23 protein-coding genes, 1 pseudogene and 1 riboswitch are annotated in these 24,210 nt (G+C 73.1%); of the genes and pseudogenes, 10 read left to right on the top strand and 14 right to left on the bottom strand.

What is annotated here, in order from left to right; translation table 11 throughout:
• Positions 1–82 precede the first annotated feature (82 nt).
• Complete coding sequence (locus IG63_RS0114680) at positions 83–493, top strand: LysM peptidoglycan-binding domain-containing protein (protein ID WP_051706889.1); 411 nt, start codon at positions 83–85, stop codon at positions 491–493.
• Positions 494–639: 146 nt separating this feature from the next.
• On the opposite strand, the gene IG63_RS0114675 is transcribed toward IG63_RS0114680, so the two are convergent.
• The 4 genes from IG63_RS0114675 to IG63_RS0114660 form a co-directional block, all read right to left on the bottom strand.
• Positions 640–1,305 carry a lysoplasmalogenase gene (locus IG63_RS0114675; protein WP_051706888.1) on the bottom strand — a complete coding sequence of 222 codons (666 nt, stop codon included), beginning with the start codon at positions 1,303–1,305 and terminating at the stop codon, positions 640–642.
• A gap of 38 nt (positions 1,306–1,343) precedes the next feature.
• Positions 1,344–1,931, bottom strand: coding sequence for a hypothetical protein (locus IG63_RS20860; protein ID WP_157210188.1), 588 nt, complete (start codon positions 1,929–1,931; stop codon positions 1,344–1,346).
• A gap of 263 nt (positions 1,932–2,194) precedes the next feature.
• On the bottom strand, positions 2,195–2,761 hold the full coding sequence (locus IG63_RS0114665) for a DUF6318 family protein (protein ID WP_030485105.1): 567 nt from the start codon (positions 2,759–2,761) through the stop codon (positions 2,195–2,197).
• 115 nt (positions 2,762–2,876) lie between these two features.
• A complete protein-coding gene (locus tag IG63_RS0114660) occupies positions 2,877–3,152 on the bottom strand; it encodes a hypothetical protein (protein WP_157210187.1) in 276 nt (91 codons plus the stop codon).
• Positions 3,153–3,484: 332 nt separating this feature from the next.
• Between IG63_RS0114660 and nrdR the strand changes: the two genes are divergently transcribed.
• Entirely contained in the window at positions 3,485–4,000 is a 516-nt protein-coding gene (gene nrdR / locus IG63_RS0114655) for a transcriptional regulator NrdR (RefSeq protein ID WP_051706884.1), read from the top strand.
• 144 nt (positions 4,001–4,144) lie between these two features.
• Positions 4,145–7,018, top strand: coding sequence for a vitamin B12-dependent ribonucleotide reductase (locus IG63_RS0114650; RefSeq protein ID WP_030485102.1), 2,874 nt, complete (start codon positions 4,145–4,147; stop codon positions 7,016–7,018).
• A gap of 50 nt (positions 7,019–7,068) precedes the next feature.
• On the opposite strand, the gene IG63_RS21660 is transcribed toward IG63_RS0114650, so the two are convergent.
• Together IG63_RS21660 and IG63_RS23610 are read right to left on the bottom strand one after the other, a co-directional pair.
• Positions 7,069–7,503, bottom strand: coding sequence for a hypothetical protein (locus tag IG63_RS21660; protein ID WP_051706883.1), 435 nt, complete (start codon positions 7,501–7,503; stop codon positions 7,069–7,071).
• 237 nt (positions 7,504–7,740) lie between these two features.
• Entirely contained in the window at positions 7,741–9,054 is a 1,314-nt protein-coding gene (locus IG63_RS23610) for an HNH endonuclease signature motif containing protein (protein ID WP_030485100.1), read from the bottom strand.
• Between the two features lie 139 nt (positions 9,055–9,193).
• On the opposite strand from IG63_RS23610, the gene IG63_RS0114635 reads away from it, so the two are divergent.
• The 5 genes and pseudogenes from IG63_RS0114635 (at position 9,194) to IG63_RS0114620 (ending at position 13,622) form a co-directional block, all read left to right on the top strand.
• A complete protein-coding gene (locus IG63_RS0114635) occupies positions 9,194–10,360 on the top strand; it encodes a hypothetical protein (RefSeq protein ID WP_030485099.1) in 1,167 nt (388 codons plus the stop codon).
• Between the two features lie 74 nt (positions 10,361–10,434).
• Entirely contained in the window at positions 10,435–11,349 is a 915-nt protein-coding gene (locus IG63_RS0114630; protein ID WP_036195585.1) for a dihydropteroate synthase, read from the top strand.
• Positions 11,350–11,378: 29 nt separating this feature from the next.
• Positions 11,379–11,945 (top strand): annotated as a pseudogene (locus IG63_RS23915) (pyridoxal-phosphate dependent enzyme); the annotation flags it as partial.
• A 118-nt stretch (positions 11,946–12,063) separates the two neighbouring features.
• Complete coding sequence (locus IG63_RS23860; protein WP_281174300.1) at positions 12,064–12,621, top strand: pyridoxal-phosphate dependent enzyme; 558 nt, start codon at positions 12,064–12,066, stop codon at positions 12,619–12,621.
• A 107-nt stretch (positions 12,622–12,728) separates the two neighbouring features.
• Positions 12,729–13,622, top strand: coding sequence for a universal stress protein (locus IG63_RS0114620; protein ID WP_030485097.1), 894 nt, complete (start codon positions 12,729–12,731; stop codon positions 13,620–13,622).
• 16 nt (positions 13,623–13,638) lie between these two features.
• Here IG63_RS0114620 and IG63_RS0114615 read toward each other — a convergent pair whose 3' ends face one another.
• Genes IG63_RS0114615 through IG63_RS0114595 form a run of 5 tightly spaced genes read right to left on the bottom strand, consistent with a single transcriptional unit; the run spans position 13,639 to position 18,409 of the window.
• The gene (locus IG63_RS0114615) at positions 13,639–15,264 is read right to left on the bottom strand and encodes an AbgT family transporter (RefSeq protein WP_030485096.1); all 1,626 of its coding nucleotides are present in this window, start codon (positions 15,262–15,264) and stop codon (positions 13,639–13,641) included.
• A 12-nt stretch (positions 15,265–15,276) separates the two neighbouring features.
• Positions 15,277–16,638: a M20 family metallopeptidase gene (locus IG63_RS0114610; protein ID WP_030485095.1), complete on the bottom strand. Its 1,362-nt coding sequence runs from the start codon at positions 16,636–16,638 to the stop codon at positions 15,277–15,279.
• Between the two features lie 53 nt (positions 16,639–16,691).
• The gene (locus IG63_RS0114605; protein WP_084597191.1) at positions 16,692–17,102 is read right to left on the bottom strand and encodes a (deoxy)nucleoside triphosphate pyrophosphohydrolase; all 411 of its coding nucleotides are present in this window, start codon (positions 17,100–17,102) and stop codon (positions 16,692–16,694) included.
• 3 nt (positions 17,103–17,105) lie between these two features.
• The gene (locus IG63_RS0114600; RefSeq protein WP_157210186.1) at positions 17,106–18,080 is read right to left on the bottom strand and encodes a permease prefix domain 1-containing protein; all 975 of its coding nucleotides are present in this window, start codon (positions 18,078–18,080) and stop codon (positions 17,106–17,108) included.
• Positions 18,081–18,085: 5 nt separating this feature from the next.
• The gene (locus IG63_RS0114595; protein WP_030485092.1) at positions 18,086–18,409 is read right to left on the bottom strand and encodes a PadR family transcriptional regulator; all 324 of its coding nucleotides are present in this window, start codon (positions 18,407–18,409) and stop codon (positions 18,086–18,088) included.
• Positions 18,410–18,488: 79 nt separating this feature from the next.
• On the opposite strand from IG63_RS0114595, the gene IG63_RS0114590 reads away from it, so the two are divergent.
• Together IG63_RS0114590 and IG63_RS0114585 are read left to right on the top strand one after the other, a co-directional pair.
• Positions 18,489–18,905, top strand: a complete 417-nt coding sequence (locus IG63_RS0114590) for a GntR family transcriptional regulator (RefSeq protein ID WP_245604446.1) — start codon at positions 18,489–18,491, stop codon at positions 18,903–18,905.
• Between the two features lie 5 nt (positions 18,906–18,910).
• Positions 18,911–20,389, top strand: a complete 1,479-nt coding sequence (locus tag IG63_RS0114585; protein WP_211249331.1) for a hypothetical protein — start codon at positions 18,911–18,913, stop codon at positions 20,387–20,389.
• Between the two features lie 27 nt (positions 20,390–20,416).
• Here the strand turns inward: IG63_RS0114585 and IG63_RS0114580 are convergent, their stop codons facing one another.
• The 3 genes from IG63_RS0114580 to IG63_RS21655 all read right to left on the bottom strand — a co-directional run bounded on the left by IG63_RS0114580 (position 20,417) and on the right by IG63_RS21655 (position 24,113).
• The gene (locus IG63_RS0114580) at positions 20,417–20,848 is read right to left on the bottom strand and encodes a transglycosylase family protein (RefSeq protein ID WP_084597189.1); all 432 of its coding nucleotides are present in this window, start codon (positions 20,846–20,848) and stop codon (positions 20,417–20,419) included.
• 1 nt (position 20,849) lies between these two features.
• A riboswitch (cyclic di-AMP (ydaO/yuaA leader) is annotated at positions 20,850–21,002 on the bottom strand.
• A 158-nt stretch (positions 21,003–21,160) separates the two neighbouring features.
• A complete protein-coding gene (locus IG63_RS0114575; RefSeq protein WP_030485088.1) occupies positions 21,161–23,488 on the bottom strand; it encodes an MMPL family transporter in 2,328 nt (775 codons plus the stop codon).
• Positions 23,489–23,519: 31 nt separating this feature from the next.
• Positions 23,520–24,113, bottom strand: coding sequence for a TetR/AcrR family transcriptional regulator (locus IG63_RS21655; RefSeq protein WP_169741803.1), 594 nt, complete (start codon positions 24,111–24,113; stop codon positions 23,520–23,522).
• Positions 24,114–24,210 lie beyond the last annotated feature (97 nt).

Genomic DNA, 24,210 nt, shown 5'->3' with positions numbered 1-24,210 from the left:
TAGACATCGAGCACAGAGCAGGGGTCGCCCGCCACCGTCCGGTCAGCAAGGACCGGGCACTTCCCCGAAGCGAGGTAGATCGATGAGCGCCATCAGCATCGCCCCCCACACCATGCCGCGACGTGCGGAGAGCCGCGGCCGAGGCCGCGCCGTGCACGCCGTCACCCCCGCGCGTCCGACGTCCACCGCTGCCGCTCCCTCCCGGGTGCGCCTCACGCGTCGGGGTCGCGCGCTGGTGACGCTGGCCTTCCTGGCCGTGCTCCTGACGGGCATGGTCCCGCTCGGCGGCTGGGCCACGGCGACGCTCACGGGTGGCTCGCCCGAGCCCGTGCAGGTCGTCGAGGTGCAGGCCGGCGACACGCTCTACGAGATCGCCGCCGATGTCGCCGCTCCCGGTCAGGTGCGTGAGATGGTCTACCGGATCCAGGAGTTGAACTCCTTGCCCGGTGCTCAGATCTCCGAGGGTCAGCGGCTGGCCGTCCCCCGCGGCTGAGCCTGGTCCGTCCGTCACGGACCACCTGTGCGACGTCACGGTCTCCTCGACCCAGGTCGTCGCGTCGCACAGCGCGGGGTGGGATCCGGTACCCCATGCCGGATCCCACCCCGACACGTCTCCAGTGACGCGTGGACCACGTGCCGTCAGGCGCGTCGCGCCGCGTCGCTGAGCAGCCACTGGGCCGTCGCGTAGGTCGCCATCACGCCACGCTCGGCCCACGCCGGCGGCTCGTCCATCACGAAGCTGCGTGTCGCGAGCAGCGTGTCGCTGGCCAGGAAGGTCCACGCGCCCACCGCCAGCCTCCGGCGCACGTCGGCCGGCACGTCGTCGTCGAGGTGCGTCGCGACGGCGACGGTGCTGGCAAGCAGCGCGGCGTACGCCGCCACGGGCACGCCCAGGACGGGCTCGCGACGCGCTGCGGCGTGGGCCAGCGCGGGTCCCACGAGCAGGCCGGCCAGCACGGCGGCGCGCGGCCCCGGGGCCGCGGTCATCGCGGTGCCGGCCGAGAGTCGTCGCCACCCCAGCAGGTAGGCCACGTGTCCGGCCGCGAACGAGGTGAGTCCCACCAGGAAGGCTCGTCGCCCCTCGCGCAGCAGCGCGACGTCACCGATGCCACCGGCGGCGAGGGCGAGCAGCGTGGGGGTGCGCAGCGGGGTCGCCGGCGCGCGGTGCAGCCGCCACGCGAGCAGTGGCGTCAGCGCCGGCTTGGTGAGCCGACGCCACCGCCGCACGCCCGGGTCGCGGTGGCCCGCCAGCCACGTGTCGGCGGCGGCCGCGGCGACGTACATCAGGGAGGGGCGGGGGCGCACGGGGGCAGTCTGCCGCGTGCGCCCGTCGTCGAGCCCGGCTAGCGCTGTCCCGACAGGGCGGGCACGGCCTCGGCCACGCGCAGTGAGGTCGTCGGCCCCGTGGTGGTCACCGTGCCGGTGACGGGTCGCAGCGGCCCGCCGTTGAGCGACCACTGCGCCGACCACGTCACGACCACGCGGTGCCGCACGGTGCGGTGGGCGTCGGCGTAGCGGTGCACCACGTCGTGGCGGGGGTAGGGCGCCCCGGCAGACGTCGTGGTGGCGGTGGTGCCGTCGCCGTGCTCCCACCGGAACTCGCTCGGCGCGATCTCGAGGCGGACGCGCTGCCCCAGGATCGTGACGGTCTCGGTGAAGGGTTCGGCCTCCGCGTGGAAGATCGTCTCGAAGTTGACCAGCGTGGTGTCCTCCGGCTGGCTCACCGAGCGCAGCTCCGGCACCGGCACCCGCCGGAACGCCGCCAGCACCATCGCGTCCGTCACCTGTGGCGGTGCGGCAGCTGCCGCCTCCACCGCAGCAGGAGGACCGCTGCCCGAGCAGACGAAGCCCATGGGCCGCTCGCCCGAGGGCGAGATCTCCCACTGGCGGTACTGGGTGCTGCCCTCCGGACAGGGGTCTGTCGGGCACACCGCTGCTCCCGTGTCCGCGCTGTACGCCCCGGAGTCGCAGGCCGTGCGGTATTCGTATCGGATGGTTGGGGCACTTGCCGCGGGGTCCCGCGAAGCGAGGGTCGGGACGGCGCTAATGCCGTCGGAGTCGGCAGCTTGCTTCACTCCTGAGCCGAGGACCTCAAACGCGCTATTGCCGGGGCGAGGGTCATTCACATCTGCAATGGCGGACTGAGGTTGCAGCAGGACCGCGACGAACACAATGGCGGCCATTCCTAGGGACCTCATGCGTCTGGATCCAGCGCACTGACTGCCCAGCCCGCACTGGGTCGCCAACGCAGATTGAACGCCTTGAGCACGCCCCGGGTTGGCTCGAAGTTCTCCGGCGCGGAACCTTCCTTTCGGATCCAAGTCTGCGCCTCGTAATTCACGACGATGTCCAGAACCGCGACGTCCCCGCTGATGTCGTAGAACCGAACATCGGTCGGGACCCACTCGCCACCTGTGATCGAGCCACCAGCCGAGTAGGTCTCATCGATGCCGTCCGCTATTGCCTCGCAACGCGTGCAGCGGGCGACGAAGGTCGAGCGAAAGGTCGCCGTATCCCCAATCGAAGATGAGTGGCTCATCGTCTTGAGGAAGTACTTCGCGGCCTCAATCGCGCCCTCGCGAGACTTTTCGCGAGTGGACTTGGGTTCGGCGGGAGGTTCGTTGGTGGCGGTCGCCGTGGGGGAGGGGGTCGTCGAGCTCGGGCTGGGGGTGGGTGCGGGGCCGGCTTCGGGGCTACCGCCGCAGCCGACGAGCAGTGCGGCGCACGCGACCGCGGCCGCGGTGGAGGTCAGCCGTCGCATGTGTCACCTGCCGGGTCGAGCCGGGGCCGTCCCGACTCGTCGGGACGGTAACTACCCGGCTGGCCGACGCGCTACACCTCGTCGCCGACCTGTGGACAACGCGCGTCGTGGCTGGTCAGCCGCGGTGACGCGGCGCCTGGCGGGGTGGGCGCGGTGTCTGGCGAGGTGGTGGTGGCGTCTCCTCGTCGCGGGAGCGGAGTGCGAGGGCGACCGCGGCGTACAGGCAGGCCGCGGCGCCCACGCCCCAGAGCGTGAGCAGGGCCCACGAGCCGTCGCCGGCGCGGACCTGGCGCCCCTCCGCGATCGCCAGCGCGACCAGTGCGCCCCACGCCAGCAGGGCCGCCACCGCCCCCAGCAGCAGCCGCACGCGTCGTCGTCCCCCGTCGTCCACACCCCGCATGGTGGCCCGGCGGTGCGCGAGGCGCGACACCGGAGTCCGGTTCCGAGACTGGGCCGCCCACGCCGACGGCGGTCGGCGAGCCGCTGACCTGCGCCGATGGACGCGCGTCCGACGAGGTGGCCGACACGCGCGAATCGTGGTGAGTCCCGTGGTTGACCCGGGGGGAGGGAGCGGTCTACGGTTCCCCAACATCTAGTAGTTACAACGATGTAGTTATCCACATCTAGTTCCACAGGACGCCGGGGTTTCCCACAGCCAACCCGGTTCGTCCACACGGAATCCACAGCGCCGGCCACAGGTTGAACCCTCGAGAGGAGAGTCCAGTGCACTGCCCCTTCTGCCGCGGCAACGACACGCGGGTGCTCGACTCCCGGGTGGCCGACGACGGGTGCTCGATCCGTCGGCGCCGCACCTGCCCGGCCTGCGAGAAGCGCTTCACCACCGTGGAGCAGATGCAGCTGGTGGTGCTCAAGCGCAGCGGCACCACGGAGGCGTTCACCCGCGAGAAGGCCGTCGCCGGCGTCCGCAAGGCCTGCAAGGGCCGACCGGTCGGGGAAGACGACCTCGCCCGCCTGGGTCAGAAGGTCGAGGAGGCCATCCGGTCCGCCGGGTGGGCGGAGGTGCCGGCCCACGAGGTGGGCCTGGCGATCCTCGGCCCGCTGCGCGAGCTCGACGCCGTCGCCTACCTGCGCTTCGCCTCGGTCTACAAGGCGTTCTCCAGCGCGGAGGACTTCGAGAGCGAGATCGCGGTGCTGCGGGCCGAGCACGCGCTCGCCGGCGCCGCTGTCGGTGCCCACGGCGACACTGTGGAGACGCCACGACCTCAGCCCACGGGCTGACCACGATCAGCCCCGTGCGTTGTGGGGAAGCAGCGCGCGGGGCCACCACGTCCGGGGACCTCGACGTCCACCGGGACCAGCACCACGAGCACCACCAGCACCGCCGTACGAGCCAGGGACACCACGCAAGGGAGCAGGGACGACATGACGGAGACCGTGAGCACGGGTAGCGCACGCAGCCGCAAGAAGGCGACGGGGCTGAAGATCGACCAGAACTTCTCGACCCCGGGCGTGCACCCGTACGACGAGATCACCTGGGAGCGTCGCGACGTCGTCCAGACCAACTGGAAGACCGGCGACACCGTCTTCGAGCAGCGCGGCGTCGAGTACCCCGACTTCTGGAGCGTCAACGCCTCCACGATCGTCACCACCAAGTACTTCCGCGGCGCCGTCGGCACTGACGCCCGCGAGTGGAGCCTCAAGCAGCTGATCGACCGCGTCGTGAGCCGCTACGTCGAGGCCGGCCGCGACCACGGCTACTTCGCGACCGAGGCCGACGCCGAGGTCTTCGAGCACGAGCTCACCTGGCTGCTGGTGCACCAGTACTTCTCGTTCAACTCGCCCGTGTGGTTCAACGTCGGCACCGCGAGCCCGCAGCAGGTCAGCGCCTGCTTCATCCTCTCGGTCGACGACTCGATGGACTCGATCCTCAACTGGTACAAGGAGGAGGGCTTCATCTTCAAGGGCGGCTCCGGTGCCGGCCTCAACCTCTCCCGCATCCGCTCCTCCAAGGAACTGCTGTCCTCCGGCGGCACGGCCTCCGGCCCGGTCTCCTTCATGCGCGGCGCCGACGCCTCGGCCGGCACCATCAAGTCCGGCGGCGCCACCCGCCGCGCGGCGAAGATGGTCGTGCTCGACGTCGACCACCCCGACATCGAGGAGTTCGTGCAGACCAAGGCGCGCGAGGAGGACAAGATCCGTGCGCTGCGCGACGCCGGCTTCGACATGGACCTCGGTGGCGACGACATCACCTCCGTGCAGTACCAGAACGCCAACAACTCCGTGCGCGTGAGCGACGAGTTCATGCGGGCGGTCGAGGACGGCACCGAGTTCGGGCTGCGCTCGCGCACCACCGGCGAGGTCATCGAGACCATCGACGCCCGCGAGCTCTTCAACAAGATCAGCCAGGCCGCCTGGGAGTGCGCCGACCCGGGCCTGCAGTACGACGACACCATCAACGACTGGCACACCAACCCCGAGACCGGTCGCATCACCGCGTCCAACCCGTGCTCGGAGTACATGTCGCTCGACAACTCCTCGTGCAACCTGGCCTCGCTCAACCTGCTGAAGTTCCTCAAGGACGACGACACCTTCGACGGCGCGACGTTCGCCAAGGCCGTCGAGCTGATCATCACCGCGATGGACATCTCGATCTGCTTCGCCGACTTCCCGACCGACCCGATCGGCGACACCACCCGCGACTACCGCCAGCTCGGCATCGGCTACGCCAACCTCGGCGCGCTGCTCATGGCCATGGGCCTGGGCTACGACTCCGACGGCGGCCGCTCGATGGCCGCGACCATCACCTCGCTGATGACCGGCACCTCCTACCGGCGCTCGGCCGAGCTCGCCGGCGTGGTCGGCCCGTACGCCGGCTACGCCCGCAACGCCGACGCCCACAAGCGCGTGATGCGCAAGCACCAGGCGGCCAACGACGTCGTGCGCACGATGCACGTCTCCGACGCCCAGGTGCACAAGCTGGCCACGAAGGCCTGGGACGACGTGCAGAAGCTGGGGGAGAAGCACGGCTTCCGCAACGCCCAGGCCTCGGTGCTCGCCCCCACCGGCACCATCGGCTTCATGATGGACTGCGACACCACCGGCATCGAGCCCGACTTCTCGCTGGTCAAGTTCAAGAAGCTCGTCGGCGGCGGCTCCATGCAGATCGTCAACCAGACGATCCCGCGGGCGCTGCGCAAGCTCGGCTACGCCGAGGAGACCGTGGAGGCGATCGTCGAGTACATCGGCGAGAACGGCCACGTCATCGACGCCCCCGGCCTGAAGACCGAGCACTACGAGGTCTTCGACACCGCCATGGGCGCGCGCTCGCTCAAGCCCATGGGCCACGTGCGGATGATGGCTGCCTGCCAGCCCTTCCTCTCCGGTGCCATCTCCAAGACCGTCAACCTGCCGGAGTCGGCCACCGTCGAGGAGATCGCCGACGTCTACCTGCAGAGCTGGAAGCTCGGCCTGAAGGCGACCGCGATCTACCGCGACAACTGCAAGGTCGGTCAGCCCCTGGCCGACGGCAAGTCCGACCAGGCCAAGAAGGACCAGGGCCAGAGCGTCGCGGCCGAGGTCGAGACCAAGGTCGTCGAGGTCCACAAGCCGCTGCGCAAGCGCCTCCCCAAGAGCCGCACCGCCAAGACCACGTCGTTCACCGTCGGTGGGGCCGAGGGCTACATGACCTCGGGCGCCCACGCCGACGGCGAGCTGGGCGAGATCTTCCTCAAGCTCGGCAAGCAGGGCTCGACCCTGGCCGGCGTGATGGACGCCTTCTCGATCGCGGTCAGCATCGGGCTGCAGTACGGCGTGCCGCTGGAGACCTACGTCTCGAAGTTCACCAACCTGCGCTTCGAGCCCGCCGGCATGACCGACGACCCCGACGTGCGGATGAGCCAGTCGATCATGGACTACATCTTCCGCCGCCTGGCGCTGGACTACCTGTCCTTCGACGAGCGGTCCATGCTCGGCATCTACTCCGCCGAGGAGCGCCAGCGCCACCTCGAGACCGGCTCCTACGAGCCCCTCGAGGAGACCGGGTCCGCCAGCGAGCTCACCGCGTCAGCGGCCGCCCCCGTGGCGCCCGCCACCCCGGCCGAGGTCGCCGAGGAGCGGGTCGTGGAGCAGAAGGCCAAGCCCGCCCCGGGCGACGCCCACACCTCCGCAGAGCTCCTGGAGAAGATCACCGGCACCGCCATCGACTCCCCGCTCTGCATGACCTGCGGCACCAAGATGCGCCCCGCCGGCTCCTGCTACGTCTGCGAGGGCTGCGGCAGCACCAGCGGCTGCAGCTGAGCCACGACTCGACGGCCCCCGACGCTCCGGCGTCGGGGGCCGTCGGTGCGTCAGGCGGCGAGGTCGTCCGGGGTCACCGCCCTGACGGCCACGTCGTCGGCCACGTGGACGGGATGGCAGGTGACTCCGGCCTCACGGCAGTCGCGCAACAGGTCGGCGGCGAAGCGTCGGTCGTCGTCGGACAGACCGGACCGCCCCGGCCGGCTCAACAGCACGGCGAAGCCGATCGCCTCGTCGGCCTCCGCGGAGAGGCGCCGCAGCAGGTCGACGAACGCCGCGACCTGCGCCGACGAAGGGACGCGCTGGTCCCCGGGGTCGCCGACCTGGCTCAGGTGCGGAATGGGTCTGCCGTCCTCCTCGACGGCGCAGAGCCACACGGTGGTCGAGGAGAAGCCGAGCGGTCGCATCAGCAGCTCCCACAGGCGTTGGACGTCGGACTGGGTACGGAGCCGGATCCGCTCGAGCTCCTCGTTGAGGTCATCCATGACCCCACCCTGCTGCGCACGCGACCCCTGAACCGGGCTGTCCACAGGCGAACTGCGCGCAGGTGAGGGGGTCTCGACAGGCTCGACCGGCAAGACGGTGGGTCGGGGGTCTCGACAGGCTCGACCGACGGTGCCCGGGTGGTCGAGGAAGGCGCGCAGCGCCTGTCTCGAGACCCTGTGAGCCGGCGGCGTACGGGGGTCTCGACAGGCTCGACCCCCGGGGGGCCCGCCCGGTGGTCAGCGCCAGGTGGCGAGGGGTGCTTGGCTCGTGGGGACGACGGTGTAGGTCTGGCCTTGAGGGCTGGTCCAGGCATACGTGCCGTCGCGGCGGCGGACGTAGCTCCACCCGGCGTGGGTCTTGGCGCGGTGGTGGCGCCTGCAGAGCGGCGCAAGGTTGGAAGGTCGCGTCTGGTCGGGCGGGCCGTCGGGGTCGTATGCCTCGATGTGGTCGAGGTCGCAGGAGCGGGAGTCACGCTGGCAGCCGGGGAAGACGCAGGTCGCGTCGCGGAGGAGGACGTGCTCGCGCATCGCTGGTGGCGGGTCGTGGCGGTCGACCGAGGCGTCAGCGCTCAGGTCGATGACCGGACGGACCCTGACGGTGGCGCCTTCAATGCCGCAGCGGCTGAGCCAGCCGGCGAAGAGGTCGGTCGACAGTGCGCCGAGTCGCTCGACGACCGCGACGCCGTCGCTCTTGAGGTCGGAGGGCGTGAGGTGGACGTTCAGGTCGAGGGTCCCGGCGCCTTGAGGCCGAGGGTCGGTGGTTTCCTCGTTCATGAGGTCGAGGGCGTGCTGGGGGTCCGCGAGGACGCCGACGGCCTTGGCGCGGCGGACGTCGAGGACGTCAGTGTCACCCAGCTCCTTGAGCTCACCGGCGAGCCGTCCGACGGTGGCGTCGAAGGCGATCGCGTCTGGGGTGTCGAGGGTCAGGTGGACGTCGGTGACCCCGGGTGCGCGGCCGTCGCGCTGCAGCCACACCCCACGACGAGCCAGCGCCTCGTCCTCATCAGCCCTCGCGCGGTCGGGGTCGGCGTGGAGCCGGGCCTCGTGGACCAGGCGAGCGGCGCCAGCGGCGGTGAGCTGGTCGAGCCGGTCCGGCACCGCGCAGAGCAGCCGGTCGGCGTGCAGCGCGGCATCGAGGGACAGGTCGCGGGTCTCCCGCGAGATCGCCCTGGCGCGCCACACCGGGATGCGCCCGGCGCACATCAGCTCCCACAGCCGCGGGAGCCGGAAGACGAGCTCGAGGGTGTCGCCGAGCAGCTGCTGGGCGTGCTCGGCCGGACGGCCCAGCGCGGCGGCCAGCTCCAGCGGTGCGGCCGCAGCGACCAGGGGTGCGCCGTCGCCCGCGAGCGGGATAGGCCCGCCGACGCCGTCGCCGAGCACGAGGCCGTCGTCACCCCAGCCGGCGTACGCCGCACCCTCCGCGGCGGGGTGGAGCAGCGCCCACTGAAGCGCGAGGCGGAGCTGCCGGACCTGCGCCTCCTGCTCCTCGGCGCGGGCCTCGACGAGGACGTCGAGGACCTGGCGCTTGGGGAGGTAGGGGCTTGGCTCCATGAGAGGATTCTACTGCTCGGGTGCGACAATAGAACAGATGTTCGACACTCTGTGGACACGTTTCCGGCGCGTCTGTGGTTGTCCACAGATCCTTGATCACCCCTGTCGCGACCGGACGCGAGCGGCTGGGGTGGATGTCGTGAGCACACCGTGGGAGCAACGACAGCGCCTCGCCGAGATCGAGCTGGAGGTCACGCTCTGGGAGGCGCAGGGCCGGGAGGAGCAGGCGCTCCGGGTGGTGGTCGACCACCTGCGCACTGGAGGGGAGCCGGCCCTGATGGCGCCGGAGCGCCTCGACACACTCTTCCAGCTCGCGCACCTGGGCGACCTCGTCCCGGCGTGGGGCCACGCACGGTGGGTGCTGCAGCAGGCGGCACGCTCGCGCGCGCCGGGGATGGTGGACCTGGCCGACGAGGCCGAGGCGAGGTCGGAGGAGCTGCGGTGGGGGCCCGGCGACCGCGTGGCGTACCCGCTCGACCCCGAGCGCGACTGGGTACGACGCCAGCTGCTGCTGCACGACCTGGGCGGGCTCCGCCGGTTCCTCGATCACGTGGCCTCGCCGCGGCTGGTCGCGCGAGCCGGCCGGGTCCGTGACTGGGCGGACGTCCCGATGCGCGGCCTGCGGCTGCTGGACGCCGGTGACCGCCTGCTGCGGTGGCGCGACCTGGCCACCGGCGAGGAGCACGTGGTGCCGGACATCGGGAGCGCCCACTTCGTCGGCGTGGGTCAGCATGCCGTCGGTCGGCTGGTGCCGGTGGAGGGCGGCGAGATGCTCGAGTCGGTGCCGCTCGACGTACCGGCTCACACGGCGCACCGTGTGGCCAGCCACCCCGCCGGCTGGCTCGACGCCGTCGCCGAGGCGTGGCACGACCCGGACCCGGAGCAGGAGCCCCTTGACCTCGAGCACGACTTCGGCACGCTGAGCGACGTGCCGCAGGTGTGGCAGGGCTGGCTGCTCTCCCTGGTCGAGCACGACCACGGCTGGGCCGCGGAGCCGCCACCCGAGGGCGACGACCCAGAGGCCGTCCTGCGCCGGGTCCGGCGGGAGCAGCGCGCGTGCTTCGCCCTGGTGCACGACGCCCTCGCGGGCGACCTGCAGCGTCGGCTGGCGCGGATGGACTTCGAGGAGCCGGTCGACCCGTGGCCGGTGGTCGGACGGGTGCTGCTCCAGGCGCCGGCGCTGGGGCCCCTGGTCGCAGGAGAGGACCCGCTCAGCCGGGGCGAGCTGCGCCGGCTGGCAGGGCTGGTCCCCGAGCCCGCGGCGGCGCCGTGCCGCCACCTGCTCGCCCGCGACGAGGCCGCGTGATCCTGCTGGGTACGTTGCCTGAGGCACCACCTGTCGACGGGTCCAGCAGCGGGCCCAGGAGGAAGACCACGCCCGTGATCACGCTGAAGTCCCTCGCGGCCCTCGTCGACGCCTACGGCGACCAGCTCGACCAGCCGGTCGCCCCCTTCCGCGTCGGCGACCGGGAGATCGACACCGACGCCCGCCCCGCGCTGATGGGCGTGCTGAACCTCTCGCGCGACTCCTGGTACCGCGAGAGCGTCGCCGCCACCCACGCCGCCGCCGTACGCCGCGGCTCCGTGCTCGCCGCCCAGGGCGCCGACATCGTCGACATCGGCGCCGAGTCGAGCAACGCCGGCACCGAGATCGTCTCGGCGATGGAGCAGACGCGACAGCTCGTGCCCGTGATCGAGGAGCTGGCGCAGGCGGGCGTCGCGGTCTCGGTCGAGAGCTACCACCCCGCGACCGTCGAGGCCTGCCTGCAGGCGGGGGCCCGCGTGCTCAACCTGACCGGCTCGGGCGACGACGAGGCGATGTTCGGCCTCGCCGCGGCGTACGACGCCTCGGTCGTGCTCTGCCACATCGAGGGCACCCACGCCCGCGACCTGCACGACCCGGCGACCAACCCGGTCGCGTCCGACCCGGTGCCGGCCATGCTCGAGCAGTTCGAGCGTCGGCTCGCCCACGCCCGGGAGCTCGGGGTGGGCTCCGTCGCGATCGACCCCGGGATCGGCTTCGGCCTGGCGTGGCTGCCCGACCCCGCCGAGCGGGCGCGCTACCAGGGGGCGCTGCTGCTGCAGACCTTCCGGCTGCGCGGCCTCGGCGTGCCGGTCTGCCACGCGCTGCCGAGCGCGATGGACCTCTTCGGCGAGGAGGTGCGCAGCGCCGAGGGCTTCTTCGCCGTGCTCGCCGCCCTCGGCCGCACCGGCATCCACCGCACCCACGAGATCTCGCGCGTCGCCGCGGTGCTCGACGCCATGGGCGACCTGGTGGCCGAGCCGCCCCGGTAGCCGGACCACGCGTGCGGCAGGGTGGGCGGATGCTCTCGGACCAGCGCACCGACCAGCCTTCTGGCCCTTTCTCCATGCTGTCCCACCTGGAGTGCCCCCGGACGGGGGAGACGTACGACGCCGACGTCGTGCACGGCCTCAGCAGCGTGGGCGCCCCGCTGCTGGCGCGCTACGACCTCGACCGGGTGCGGGAGGTGGTGACGCGTGACCAGGTCGCCCTCCGGGCGCCGGACCTGTGGCGCTACCACGAGGTGCTGCCGGTGCGGGACCCCGCGCACGTCACCACCCTCGGCGAGGGCATGACGCCGCTGCTCCGGATGCCGACGTACGGCGCTGCCGTCGGGCTGCCGGGTCTGCTGATGAAGGACGAGGGCGCGCTGCCGACGGGCAGCTTCAAGGCACGCGGCGCCGCGGTGGCCGTGAGCCGGGCGCGCGAGCTGGGCGTGCGGTCGGTGGCGATGCCGACCAACGGCAACGCCGGCGCCGCGTGGTCGGCGTACGCCGCCCGCGCCGGCATGCGCAGCCTCGTGGTGATGCCGGTCGACGCTCCCGAGATCACCCGCCGGGAGTGCGTGGCCGCGTGCGCCGAGCTCTACCTCGTCGACGGCCTCATCAACCACGCCGGCGCGCTGGTCGCCCGGGCGGTGGCCGAGCGAGGGCTGCCAGGAGGTCGCGACGCTCAAGGAGCCCTACCGGATCGAGGGCAAGAAGACGATGGGCTACGAGCTCGCCGAGCAGCTCGGGTGGGAGGCGCCGGACGTCGTGCTCTACCCCGCCGGGGGAGGGGTGGGGCTGATCGGCATCCACAAGGCGATGCTGGAGATGCGGGAGCTGGGCTGGCTGCGCGGCGAGCTGCCCCGGATGGTGGCGGTGCAGTCGACCGGCTGCGCGCCGATCGTCGACGCCTACGAGCAGGGCCGCGAGGAGAGCACGCTGGTCGAGGGCACGCAGACCCTCGCCTTCGGCATCAACGTCCCGAAGGCGCTGGGTGACTTCCTGGTGCTCCGCGCGGTGCGGGAGTCCGGCGGCACCGCGGTCGCGGTCAGCGACGAGACCATCCTGGAGGAGCTGGCGGCCGTGGCCGCCGCGGAGGGCGTGTGGGTGTGCCCGGAGGGCGCCGCCTGCTTCGCCGCGGCGCGCGAGCTGCGCGAGTCCGGCTGGATCGGTGAGCACGAGCGCGTGGCCGTGCTCAACACCGGCACCGGCCTGATCTACCCCGACACGGTCACCGACGACGTGTCGGTGCTGGCGCGCGACGGTCGGATCCCGTGACCTTGGTCCCGGGCTGAGGGGTCCTCGCTCCCTGTCCGGCGAGCGCGGCCCGACGCACGCTGGAGGCGCGACGGTGGTGACCGTCGTCGTCGACCCAGGAGGCACCCATGAGCCGCATCTCCGACATCCCCCTCGGCAGCATCGTCGCGGCGTACGACGGCTCGCCGTCGGCGCGCGAGGCCCTCGGCTGGGCCGCCGTGCGAGCCCGGTCCGAGCGTCGTCCGCTGGCCGTCGTCTACGCGACCGGCTCGGTCACGCTGATGCTGCCCGACGTGCCGGTGCGCACCGAGGACCTCGTGGCCGCAGCCCGCGAGGCCGGCGAGCGGCAGCTGGCCGAGGCCGCCGACCAGGTCGGCGCGAAGGCGCCGGAGGTCGAGGTGCTGGGCGTCGTCGCCGTCGACGACGCGCGCACGGCGCTGCTCGCGGCCTCGCAGGTCGCCTCGCTGCTGGTGCTCGGCTCGCGGGGCCGGGGCCCGGTCGCGACGCTGCTGCTCGGGTCGGTCGGCACGTCGGTGGTGCGGCACGCCCACTGCCCCGTCGTGGTGCACCGTCCCCGGCACCACGACGCGAGCCCCCGCGGCGTGGTCGCGGGGGCCGACGGCTCCAAGCTGTCGCGCCCCGTGCTGGAGCGCGCCTTCGCCGAGGCCGAGCGCGCGGACCGGCCGCTCACCGTGCTGCACAGCTCGTGGGACCTCATGGCGACCTGGAGCGAGGGCTACAGCGACGCGGCCCCGCCACCGCGCGGCGTGGAGCAGGAGCACCTCGACATGGCGGAGGCCATGGCCGGGCTGCGCGAGGAGCACCCCGACGTGGTCGCCGACGTCGTGCTGGCCGCGGGCCCGCCCATCCCCGCGCTCGCCGCCATCTCGCACGAGGCCGAGCTCCTGGTGCTGGGCCACGAGCAGCGCGGTCTCGCCGACCGCCTGCTGGTGGGCTCGGTCGCCGTGCCGGTCGTGGAGCGCGCCGACTGCCCGGTGCTCGTGGTGCCGGTCTCCGACTGAGAGGACCCGAGGCCGGCTACTCGATGCGGATGCCGACGCCGGGGCCGACGTCGGTGCCGGTGAAGTAGAAGACCGCGAGCACGATCACCCAGGCGATCCAGAAGGGGATCACGAAGGGCAGCATCCGCGAGATCACCGTGCCGAGACCGGCCTGCGGCTCGTAGCGCTTGAGCATCACCAGGAAGATCCAGATGTAGGGGTTCATCGGGGTGATCACCTGCGTCGCGGAGTCGCCGACGCGGAAGGCCGCCTGGGTGAAGCCGGGCTCGAAGCCGAGCAGCGCGAAGAGGGGCACGAAGACCGCGCCCACCAGGGTCCACATCGAGCTGCCGCTGACGATGAAGAGGTTGAGCAGCGAGCACAGCAGGATGAAGCCGATGATGGCCGGGAAGCCGGTGAGGCCGATCGACTTGAGCCCCTCGGCCCCCGTCACGGCGAGCACCGAGCCGAGGTTGGACCAGTTGAAGAGCGCGATGAACTGGCCGAGCATGAAGGCGAGCACCAGGAACGCCGCCATGTCCTTGATGCCGCGGCCCATCACCGCCGGCACGTCGGAGGCGTGCCGCAGCGAGCCGCTGGTGTAGCCGTAGGCGAGCGCCGGGCCGAGGAAGAGCACGAAGACCACGAAGACGGTCGAGTCGAGCAGCGGCGACTCCGGCAGGAAGGCGCCCTCGTCGTTGCGCCAGGGAGATCCGCCCGGGAGCACCGCGACGAGGACCAGCGCCGCCAGGACGACGAAGGTCAGCCCGGCCATCCACAGCCCGCGCCGCTCCGCCGGCTCGAGCTCGTGCGAGAGGTCCGACGGGGTCTCGCGCAGCGCGGCGGCCACCTCCTCGTCGTCGCCGCCGGCGGCGCTGAGGTCGGCCACGTCGTCGTCGGTGCTGACCATCTCGATGGGGGCGCCCTCACGCACCAGGCGCGGCTCGACGATGCGGTCGATGATGAAGCCGGCCACGGCGGCGAGCACGAAGGACGAGACCAGGTTGAAGTAGAAGTTCGACACCGGTGTCACGGTCGCGCCGGGGTCGGGCAGCGCGGTCGTGACGGCGTTGGTGATGCCGGCGAAGAGGGCGTCGAGGCTCGTGACCAGCGGCGAGGTGGAGTAGCCGGCCCCGACGGCGGCGAAGCCGCCCACCAGGCCCGCGATCGGGTGCCGGCCGGCGGCCTTGAAGACCATCGCCGCCAGCGGCGGCACGACCAGGAAGGCCGCGTCGGACATCACCGAGGCGGTGACGCCGACCAGCCCGACGGCGTACGGCAGCAGCCACCGGGGCGCCGAGCCGAGCGAGGCGCGGATCGCGGCCGCCAGCATGCCGGTGCGCTCGGCGACGGTCACCGCCAGCAGGATCGTCACCACCGTCACCAGCGGTGGGAAGCCGATGAAGTTGGCGCCCAGGTTGACCGTCAGCCAGGTCATGACCTCGCCGGTGAAGAGCCCCCGCACCGCGGTGGGCTCGTCGGTGCCGGGGATCGTCACCGAGGTGCCGGCGAGCTGCAGTGCGGTCGAGAGCGCCCCGACGAAGAGGAAGAGCCCGAGGAAGAGCAGGAAGGGGTCGGGCAGCTTGTTGCCGACCCGCTCGATGCCCGCGAGCATCCGGTCGGTGCGGGTGCCCGCCTTCTTCGTGGTTGCCGAGTCAGCCATGAGGAGGAGCTCCTAGGTGGTGTCGGGACGGTCGAAGTAGGCCGGGACGTCGACGGCGCCACCCTGCGCCTCGAAGTCGGTGCGGGCGGCCTCGCGCAGGGCGGGGTCGCAGACGAAGTCGGCGGTCACGGCCGCCAGGGCGTACGCCGCGTCGGTGACGACCCGGTCGGCCTCCGCCCCGACGGCGGCCTCGGCGAACTCGCGCGTGTGCAGCGAGAGGTCGCTGACCTGCTGGGGGTCGGTGATGCTCACCATCGCGTGCACGCCGGGCACGCGGAAGGAGACGTTGCCGAAGTCGGTCGACCCGGCGAAGAGGCTCGGCAGCACGCCGGCCGGTAGCACCCGCCGCCCGCGCTCGGCGTAGCGCCGGCTCCAGCTCGCGGCCAGGGCGGCGTTGGTGCGGATCGGGAGGTACGCCGGCGCCTCGTCCCAGGTGAGCTCGACGGCGCACCCGGTCATCAGCGCGGCGCCGCGCACGATGTCGGCGAGCCGGTCGGACAGGATGCCGAGCGACTCGGGGTACTCGCTGCGCAGGTAGAAGAGCAGCTCGGCGCGCTCGGGGATGACGTTGGGGCGCTCGCCGCCGTCGGTCACCACGCCGTGCACGCGGTCGGTGGGCGGCATCTGCTGCCGGTGGAGCGCGACGCCCTGGTAGGCGAGCGACACCGCGTCGAGGGCGTTGCGGCCCATGAAGGGCTGGGCGGAGGCGTGCGCCGCGATGCCGGTGAAGGTGGCCCGCAGCTGGCGCCGGCCGAGGAAGATCGGCGCGGCGACGTCGTAGGTGAAGGGGTGCACCATCACGGCCGCGTCGATGCCGTCGAGGGCGCCGTTGCGGGCCATCAGCTCCTTGCCGCCGCCACCCTCCTCGGCGGGGGTGCCGAGCCACACCACGCGACCGGGCAGCCGGTCGGCGACGCGCGCCAGGGCGAGAAAGGCGCCTACGCCGGTGGTGGCGATGACGTTGTGGCCGCACGCGTGGCCGATGCCGGGGAGTGCGTCGTACTCCGACATCACGGCGACGGTGGGCCCGTCGGAGTCGGGGTTGAGCACCGCCTCGAGGGCGGTGTCGAGGCCGTAGGCCTTGCGGGTCACCGGGATGCCGTGCGCCTCGACGAGCCGCGCGAGCGCCTCGGCGGAGCGGTGCTCCTCGAAGGCCGGCTCCGGGTGCGCCGCGAGGTCGTGCGAGGCCTCGACGAGCGTGGTGCCCAGCGAGGCGACGGCCTCCCAGACCTCCGCGAGGAGCTCGGGGGGAGCGCCGGGCGACTCGGAGAAGGGGGCCACGGCGCCGGCGGCGCGGGCCTCGGTCTCGGCGCCGAGCTGCTGCAGCAGGAAGGGGTCGACCGGCACGGGGCGGTCGGCGTACGGATCGGTCACGGGCAACCCTCGAGGTCGTTCGGACAACCGCACGAACGTAGCAGCGGCGTGCGTCAGTCGCGCAGCACCGAGGTCACGAGCTGGTCGCGCACGAGCGGCAGCGCGTCGCGGTCGGAGGGGAGCCAGTCGAGCCCGTCGAGCTGCTCCGGGCCCACCCAGCGCAGCGCGTCGTGGGAGTCTCCCGGTGCGGGGTCGCCGCTGGCGTCGACCAGGAAGAGCCGCAGCTCGAGACGCTCCGAGATCGGCCACGGACGTTCGTGGTCGCCGACCTCCGCGCCCACGGTGACCGCCAGGCCGAGCTCCTCGCGCAGCTCGCGCACGAGCGCGTCGGGTGGCTGCTCGCCCGGCTCGACCTTGCCGCCGGGGAACTCCCAGAGCCCCACGGGCGGCGTCGAGCGCCGGGCGGCCAGCACCCGCCCGTCGCGCAGCATCACCGCGCCGACGACCGTCGTACGACCCGGCACGGCTCAGGCCGCCCGGCGGAAGCCGTCGACGACGTCCCAGACCCAGACGACCACGCAGACGGCGAGGACGACGAGGTGGGCGACGCCCGGGTCGAAGTCGGGCCAGCCCTGCTGGATCGCCGCCACCGCGTCGGGGTCGAGCAGGCGCTCGCTCCACGCCAGGTAGGCCAGCGGCAGGGCGAAGAGCGTCGTGGGCACCAGGTTGAGCAGCGCGGTGCGGCGGGTCCAGCCGGTGCGCCACTTCCAGACCTCGTACGCCGCCTCGCCCGCCAGCGCGACGAGCAGCACCGGGATCCAGAAGGACCACAGCGCCGGGTCGATCAGCGGGTGGCCGTCGACGGGCGGACGCAGCTGCTGCCACACCAGGGCGCCGGCGACGAGCGCGTAGAACGCCAGCGACGCGGCGAGGTCGCCCACCGAGCCACGCGAGGTGCGCACCGGGGGCAGGTCGTCGGGGCTCCAGGGTCCGCCGCAGGCCTGCTCGGCCTCGGCGCGGCTCAGCGTGCGGTCGAGCAGCGCGTAGACGAGGGTCACCCAGAAGGCCAGCTGCACGCCCACGCCCAGTGCCGTGGTGACCGCGCCGCCGATCAACGACCCCGCGTCGGCGCCGTCGAGCAGGTCGACCACCGTCACCACCACGACCACGATCGGCACCACGACCAGCAGCAGGATGCGCAGCATCCGGGCCCACGCGGGGTAGAGCGCCGGACCGATCAGCTGCTGGGCGCTGCCGCGGTAGTCGGCGGCCAGGCGGTCGGGGTCTCCGAGCTCGGTGACCGCGGCGCGCTCGGCCTCGTCGTCGGTCGCTCCCGCGTCGTGCAGCGAGTCGGCCCGGTCGGCGACGGTGGCGCGCAGCTCGCGGGCGACGTCGTCGCGCTGGTCCTCGGGGAGCCTGCGCGTGACGGCGTGCACGTAGCGCTCGGTCAGGGAGTCCGGCCCGGGCGCGGGGGGAGCGGTGGGGGTTGCTCGTGGGTTCATCGTGCTCACCTCAGCTTCTCGATCGACGTGTCCAGCGACCGCCACTCCTCGAGCAGCGCGGTCAGCAGCGCCTCGCCCGCCGGGGCGACGCGGTAGAACTTGCGCGGGCGGGACTCCTCGGTGTTCCACTCGCTGGTCAGCAGCTGCTGCTTCTCCAGGCGCCGCAGCAGCGGGTAGAGCGTGTTGCCGTCGACCCGGAAGCCGGCCTGCTCCAGCTGCTCGAGCAGCGCGTAGCCGTAGGTCGGCTCGCGCAGGATGCCGAGCGCCGCGACCACGACCGTGCCGCGGCGCAGCTCCTGCACGTGCGCGGCGAGCATCTCGTCGTCCATGCGTCGCACCATAGTGTGCGTGACACACTATTGGCAAGGACACATCGATGCGCAGCGGCAACCCCGCTACGGTCCACACGTGGACGACGGAGCTGCCCCGGACCCCGTGACGGCGCTGCTCGCCGTCGACCCCGCTGCGGACGCCGCGCCCTTCGAGCAGCTCCGGCAGCAGCTGGCCGCGGCGGCCGCCGACGGTCGCCTGCCCGCCGGCACCCGGCTGCCCCCGGTCCGCGCCCTGGCGGGCTCGCTCGGGCTGGCCGCCGGCACCGTCGCCCGGACCTACCGCGAGCTCGAGGCCGACGGGGTGGTGCGCACGCAAGGACGCCGCGGCACCTTCGTCACCGGCGCCCAGGACGACGACGGCGACGCGCGCGCGGCCGCGGCGGCGTACGTCGCGGTGGCCCGGCGCCGGGGGCTCACCCGCGCGCAGGCGCTGCTGCTCGTCGAGCAGGGCTGGGCGGAGGCCGGGAGCGGGTCGGGAGGTGCGGCAGGATGACCGCCGTGAGCAGCGACACCACGACCCCCGACTCCGGCCTGGTCTTCCCGCGGGAGGGCGACGGCCGCCGCAGCACCTCCGCCACCGGTCGCGCCGTGGTGGCCGACGCGCTGCGGGCGGTCGACCCGACGGGCGCGGTGGCGGCGTCGCAGGAGTCGAGCTGGCGCTCGGGCTACCTGCCGCACTTCCGGCGGCTCGTCGAGGCCGGCCTGACCTCGCCGGAGGCCGCCGTCGACGTCGCGCGGGCGGGCCTGGCGTCGCTGCACCGGCGGATGCGGGTGGCCACCGGTGGCGACGCGGACGTGGCGCTCGCCGACTGGCCCGACGACCTCGGTGGCGCGGCCCCCCGGACCGTGGAGGTGGTGGGGGAGGCCGAGCCGGTCACCGAGCTGGTGCTGCCCTACCGCGGCGACCGGCTCCGCGGTGACGCGCTGCGCCGCCGGGTCGACGACTGGGTCCGCGACGGCATCGTGGAGCCCTCGGTGGCCGAGGCGGTCGCCCAGGTGGTGGCCCACCCGGAGTGGCTGCGCCTCGAGGGCCGCACCGTCGCCGTGCTGGGCGCGGGCGCGGAGATGGGGCCGCTGCCCTCGCTGATGCGCTGGGGTGCGCGGGTCGCCGCCGTCGACCTCGCCGAGCGCCCCGAGCTGTGGCAGCGGGTGCTCACCACCGCGCGCGCCGGCGCAGGCACGCTCGTGGTGCCGACGCGTGGCGACGGCCCGCTGGAGCGCACGGCCGGGCTCGACCTGCTGGTCGAGGTGCCCCGGGCGACCGCGTGGCTGGCCGAGCAGCCGGGCGAGCTGGTGGTCGGCAACTACGTCTACGCCGACGGCGCGCTCAACACCCGGGTCAGCGCCGCGGTCGACGAGCTCACGCGGCGCCTGGGCGAGCAGCGCCCCGGCACCGCGCTGGCCTTCCTGGCCACGCCGACCGACGTCTTCGTGGTGCCGCGCGACGCCGTGGAGCACTCCACGCGGGTCTACGACAGTCGGTCCGGACGCACCAAGGCGCTGAGCCGTCCGCTGCGCACGCTGTCGGGCGGACGACTGCTGCGGCGGCAGTACGTCGTGGGCGCCGACCCCGGCATCAACGACTCGATGGTGCCGCAGCAGGGCCCCAACTACGCGCTGGCCAAGCGGCTCCAGCGCTGGCGCGCCACCACGGCCCGCCACGACGGCGCCCTGGTCTCCCTCAACGTGGCGCCCCCGACCCGCACCCGCTCGGTGGTGAAGAACCGCGCGCTCGCGGCGGCGTACGCCGGGGCGCACCGCTTCGGCGTCGAGGTCTTCGAGCCCTCGACGTCCAACGTGCTGATGGCGGCGCTGCTGGTGCACGACCTGCACACCGACGGCGGCCCGCGCCACGCGCACCCCTGGCAGGACGAGGCGTACGCCGCCGCGCACGGGGGGCTCTGGCGCACCGGGTGGGCGCCGCGCAGCGCCCTCGGCCTCGCGGCGCTGCTGGGCTACGGCGCGACGCGGGGCTGAGGGACGCTCCCAGGTCTGCTCAGGGGGTCAGCGGACGCCGATCTTGCGCGAGCAGGAGGGCCAGGCGCCCCAGCCCTGACCGTTCTTGATCCGCACGCCCACGGTGATCTGCTGCCCCTTGGAGGCCTTGTGCGGCAGGTGCGCGAAGCGCTTGCCGCCGAAGGCGCCCCAGGTGCCGGGGCTGATCTGCAGGCCGCCGTAGTAGCCGTTGCCGGTGTTGATGCGCCAGTTGCCGCCGGACTCGCACTTGGCGAGGCGGTTCCAGACGCCGGCGTGCGGCACCTTCTTCTGCTTCTTCTGGGGGCGCTTCATCTTGAAGACGACGGGCTTGTAGCCACCGCTCTTCTTCGCGGCGGCGGGGGGCGGCGCCGCCTGGGCGGAGCCGGTGAGCGAGAGCGGTGCGAGCAGTCCCAGGACCAGTGCGAGGGCAGCGAGCAGCGACACGACGAGCTTGCGCATGAGGTTTCCTCCACGCGCCTGCGGAGTTAGCTGTCGGGTTCGGGCCGAGGAGCCCGGCCACTTGCGTGGCTTCACCCCGAGGTCGTCCGGACGGGGTCCGGTCGACCGGGGAAGTGGTTCCCCCGCTCCTGCCCGGCGACGGTGCTCGGTCTCACCTCGCGCACGGGCAGGACTCGGCGGACACGCAGGGTGGCCCGACGGTGGCCGGACGACGGCACCCTAGTCGCTGGGGCCGGTCAGGTCACGCCCGGCGACGACGCACCGAGAGGGGACGGCCTCGTGGCCGTCCCCTCTCGCCCCCCGAGCCTCGGATCAGGCGTGGGCGGGCTCCCGGACCCCCGAGTCGGCGCGGGCGTCGTCGCCGCGCTCCAGCGACTCGCCCTCGACGTCGAGGTCGGGCAGCAGCCGGTCGAGCCAGCGGGGGAGCCACCACGCCTTGTCGCCCATCAGGAACATCACGGCCGGGATCAGCGCCATCCGCACCACGAAGGCGTCGAGCAGCACCGCCGTGGCGAGCGCGAAGCCGATCGACTTCACCAGCGGGTCGTCGAGCAGGATGAAGGCGGCGAAGACCGAGATCATGATGGTGGCGGCGGCGGTGACCACGCGGGCGCTGCTGCGGAAGCCGTCCATCACCGCCTCGCGCGCCGGGACGCCGTGCACGTAGGCCTCGCGCATCCGCGTCACCAGGAAGACCTGGTAGTCCATCGCGAGCCCGAAGACGATGCCGATGACGATGATCGGCATGAAGCTGACCAGCGGCTGGCCCTCGACCAGGCCGAGCGCCCCCTCCTGGAAGACCGCGACGGTCGCGCCCAGCGTGGCGAGCACCGAGAGCAGGAAGCCGAGCGTGGCCGTCAGCGGCACCAGCAGGGAGCGGAAGACCAGCATGAGCAGCACGAAGGCGAGGCCCACGACGACCGCGAGGTAGACCGGCAGGGCGTCGGTCAGCTGGGCGGAGACGTCGGTCTGGATGGCGGTCTGGCCGGTGACGCCGAGCGTGGTGCCGGTGTCGGCCTCGACCTGCGACTGGTCGGCGCGCATCGTCTCGAGCAGGTCGAGGGTGCGCTGGTCGGCGGGACCCGACTCGGGGGTGACCAGCACCTGGGCCCCGGCCGCGTCGTCGGCCACGCCGACCACCTGCGCGTTGCGCACGTCGTCGAGCCCGGCGGCCCACGCCGCCACCTCGCCGTACGCCGCGTTGCGGGCCTCGGCGTCGGGCAGGTCGCGGCCGTCGACGACGACGAGGAGCGGACCCTCGCGCCCCGGCCCGAAGGCGTCGGAGCGCAGCTCGGAGGCCTGGCGCTGCGTGGTGTCGCTCGCGGCCGTCGAGTCGGTGGGCAGCGAGAGCTGCACCCCGGCTGCGGGCAGGGCCAGCGCGCCGAGGCCGAGCACGGCCACGAGCGCCACGGCCACGGGGGCGCGGCCCACGAAGCGGGCCCAGCGGAGGCCGTTGTTGACGGGTCGGCCCTGAGCGTAGCGGGGGTCGACGTGGCGGCGCACGCGACCGCCGAAGGCCTTGCCGCCGAGCATGCCGACCACGGCGGGGAGCAGGGTCAGGGCGACCAGCACCGCCATCAGGACGGTGCCGGCGGCGGCGAGGCCCATGCTGGTGAGGAAGGGGATCCCGACCAGGCTGAGGGCGCCCAGCGCGATGAGCACGGTCAGGCCGGCGAAGACGACGGCGGAGCCTGCCGTGCCGACCGCGTGGCCCATGGCGCGACGCCGTGCCTCCGGCGAGCCGTCGCCCTGGCGTGCGAGCTCGGCGCGGTAGCGGGAGAGGATGAAGAGCGTGTAGTCGATGCCGACCGCCAGGCCGATCATGGTGGCGAGGATCGGGGTGGTGGTGCCGATCGTGGTGAAGGCGGTGGCGACGCTGATGCCCAGCAGGCCGAGGCCGACCGCGACCAGCCCGGTCAGGATCGGGAGGCCGGCGGCGACCAGCGAGCCGAAGGTGATCACCAGCACCACCGCGGCCACGCCGATGCCGACGAGCTCGCTCGTGCCGCCCACCTCGGGCACGGCCTGCATCGCGCTGCCGCCCATCTCGGCCACGAGGCCGTCGAGCCGGGTCTGCTCCAGGTCGTCGACGAGGGCCTCGCGGGTCGACTCCTCGACGTCGGCGACGGAGGCGACGTCGAGGTCGAAGCTGATGGTGCCGACGCGGCCGTCCTCGGAGAGCGGCAGCAGCTCCTGGGCGTTGGCCTCGGCGACCTCGCGCGGCTGGCCGGCCTCGACGGCGCCCTGCACGGCCTGCTCGTACTGCCGGTCGGCGACGCGCACGGGGTTGGCGATCGCGGGGTCGTCCGGCGTCGTCTGCGGCAGCTGCTGGAGGCGCGCGACGAGGTCGTCGACCTTGGCCGCGTAGGCGTCGCCGCGCAGCGACTCGCCCTCCGGCGCGGCGACCACGACCGTCACCGTCGCCTGGTCCTGCGCGTCCGGGGTGTCGGGGAAGAGCTCCTGCTGCAGCTCCTGGGCCTGCAGCGAGGGGATGCCGGGGATGGTGAAGGTGTCGACCATCGGCTTGCTCACGGCTCCGGCGAGGGCGGCGGCGCCGATGATCGCGAGCAGCCAGGCGGCGACGACGACCTGCCAGCGGCGGTGGGCGAAGGAGCCGAGTCGGGACAGCAGCGAAGCCATGGTGGTCCTCTGGTGGGTGGTGGGCGACGGCTCAGGCGAGCAGGTCGCGGGTGGTCCGGATGGTGTCGTGCAGCACGGGGACGAGGTCGTCGCCGTGCTCGCCGGTCAGGTAGCGGTCCATGGCCAGGTGCAGGCTGGCGACCACCACGGCCAGGGCGACGTCGAAGCGGAAGCGGTCGAAGGCCGCGCCCTCGCGCTCCTCGACGAAGCCGATGCAGGCCTCCACGACCTCCTGCATCTGGTGCAGGGCGCGCTGGAGCAGCTTGGCGTCGGCCTTGAGCGCCGCCTGCCCCAGGGCGACCTCCTCCGGCGACTCGGGTCGCTCGCGCAGGAGGCGGACGACGACGGCCACGAGGTCGTCGACGAGGTTGCCGTGGGGCCCGCCCGCGACGAAGGTGGCGAGCGCGTCGGCCGGGATCTCGGGCAGCGGGCCGAGCACGGCGTCGTCCTTGCTCGGCACGTGGTTGAAGAGCGTGCGGCGCGAGACGCCCGTCGCGGCGGCGAGGTCGTCCATGGTGAAGCCGTCGAGGCCGTGCTCGACGGCGAGGCGGCGGGCCGCGACGACGATGCGGTGCACGGTCGCCTGCCGGCGGGCCTCCCGCGTCGTCAATGCACTCTCGCTCACAGAGTGCAATGTTGCACTGTTGCTCTTGTGAGTGCAACTCAGTGTGGGTGACGTCACCACCGCCCGGCCCGGGGCCGGCGCCCGCCTAGGCTCGGCA

This window comes from Nocardioides aequoreus (assembly GCF_000720335.1).
In the GTDB taxonomy this organism is placed as follows: Bacteria; Actinomycetota; Actinomycetes; order Propionibacteriales; family Nocardioidaceae; genus Marmoricola; species Marmoricola aequoreus.
The sequence above is the reverse complement of the archived record's forward strand: the minus strand, read 5'-3'. Positions and strand labels throughout refer to the sequence as shown.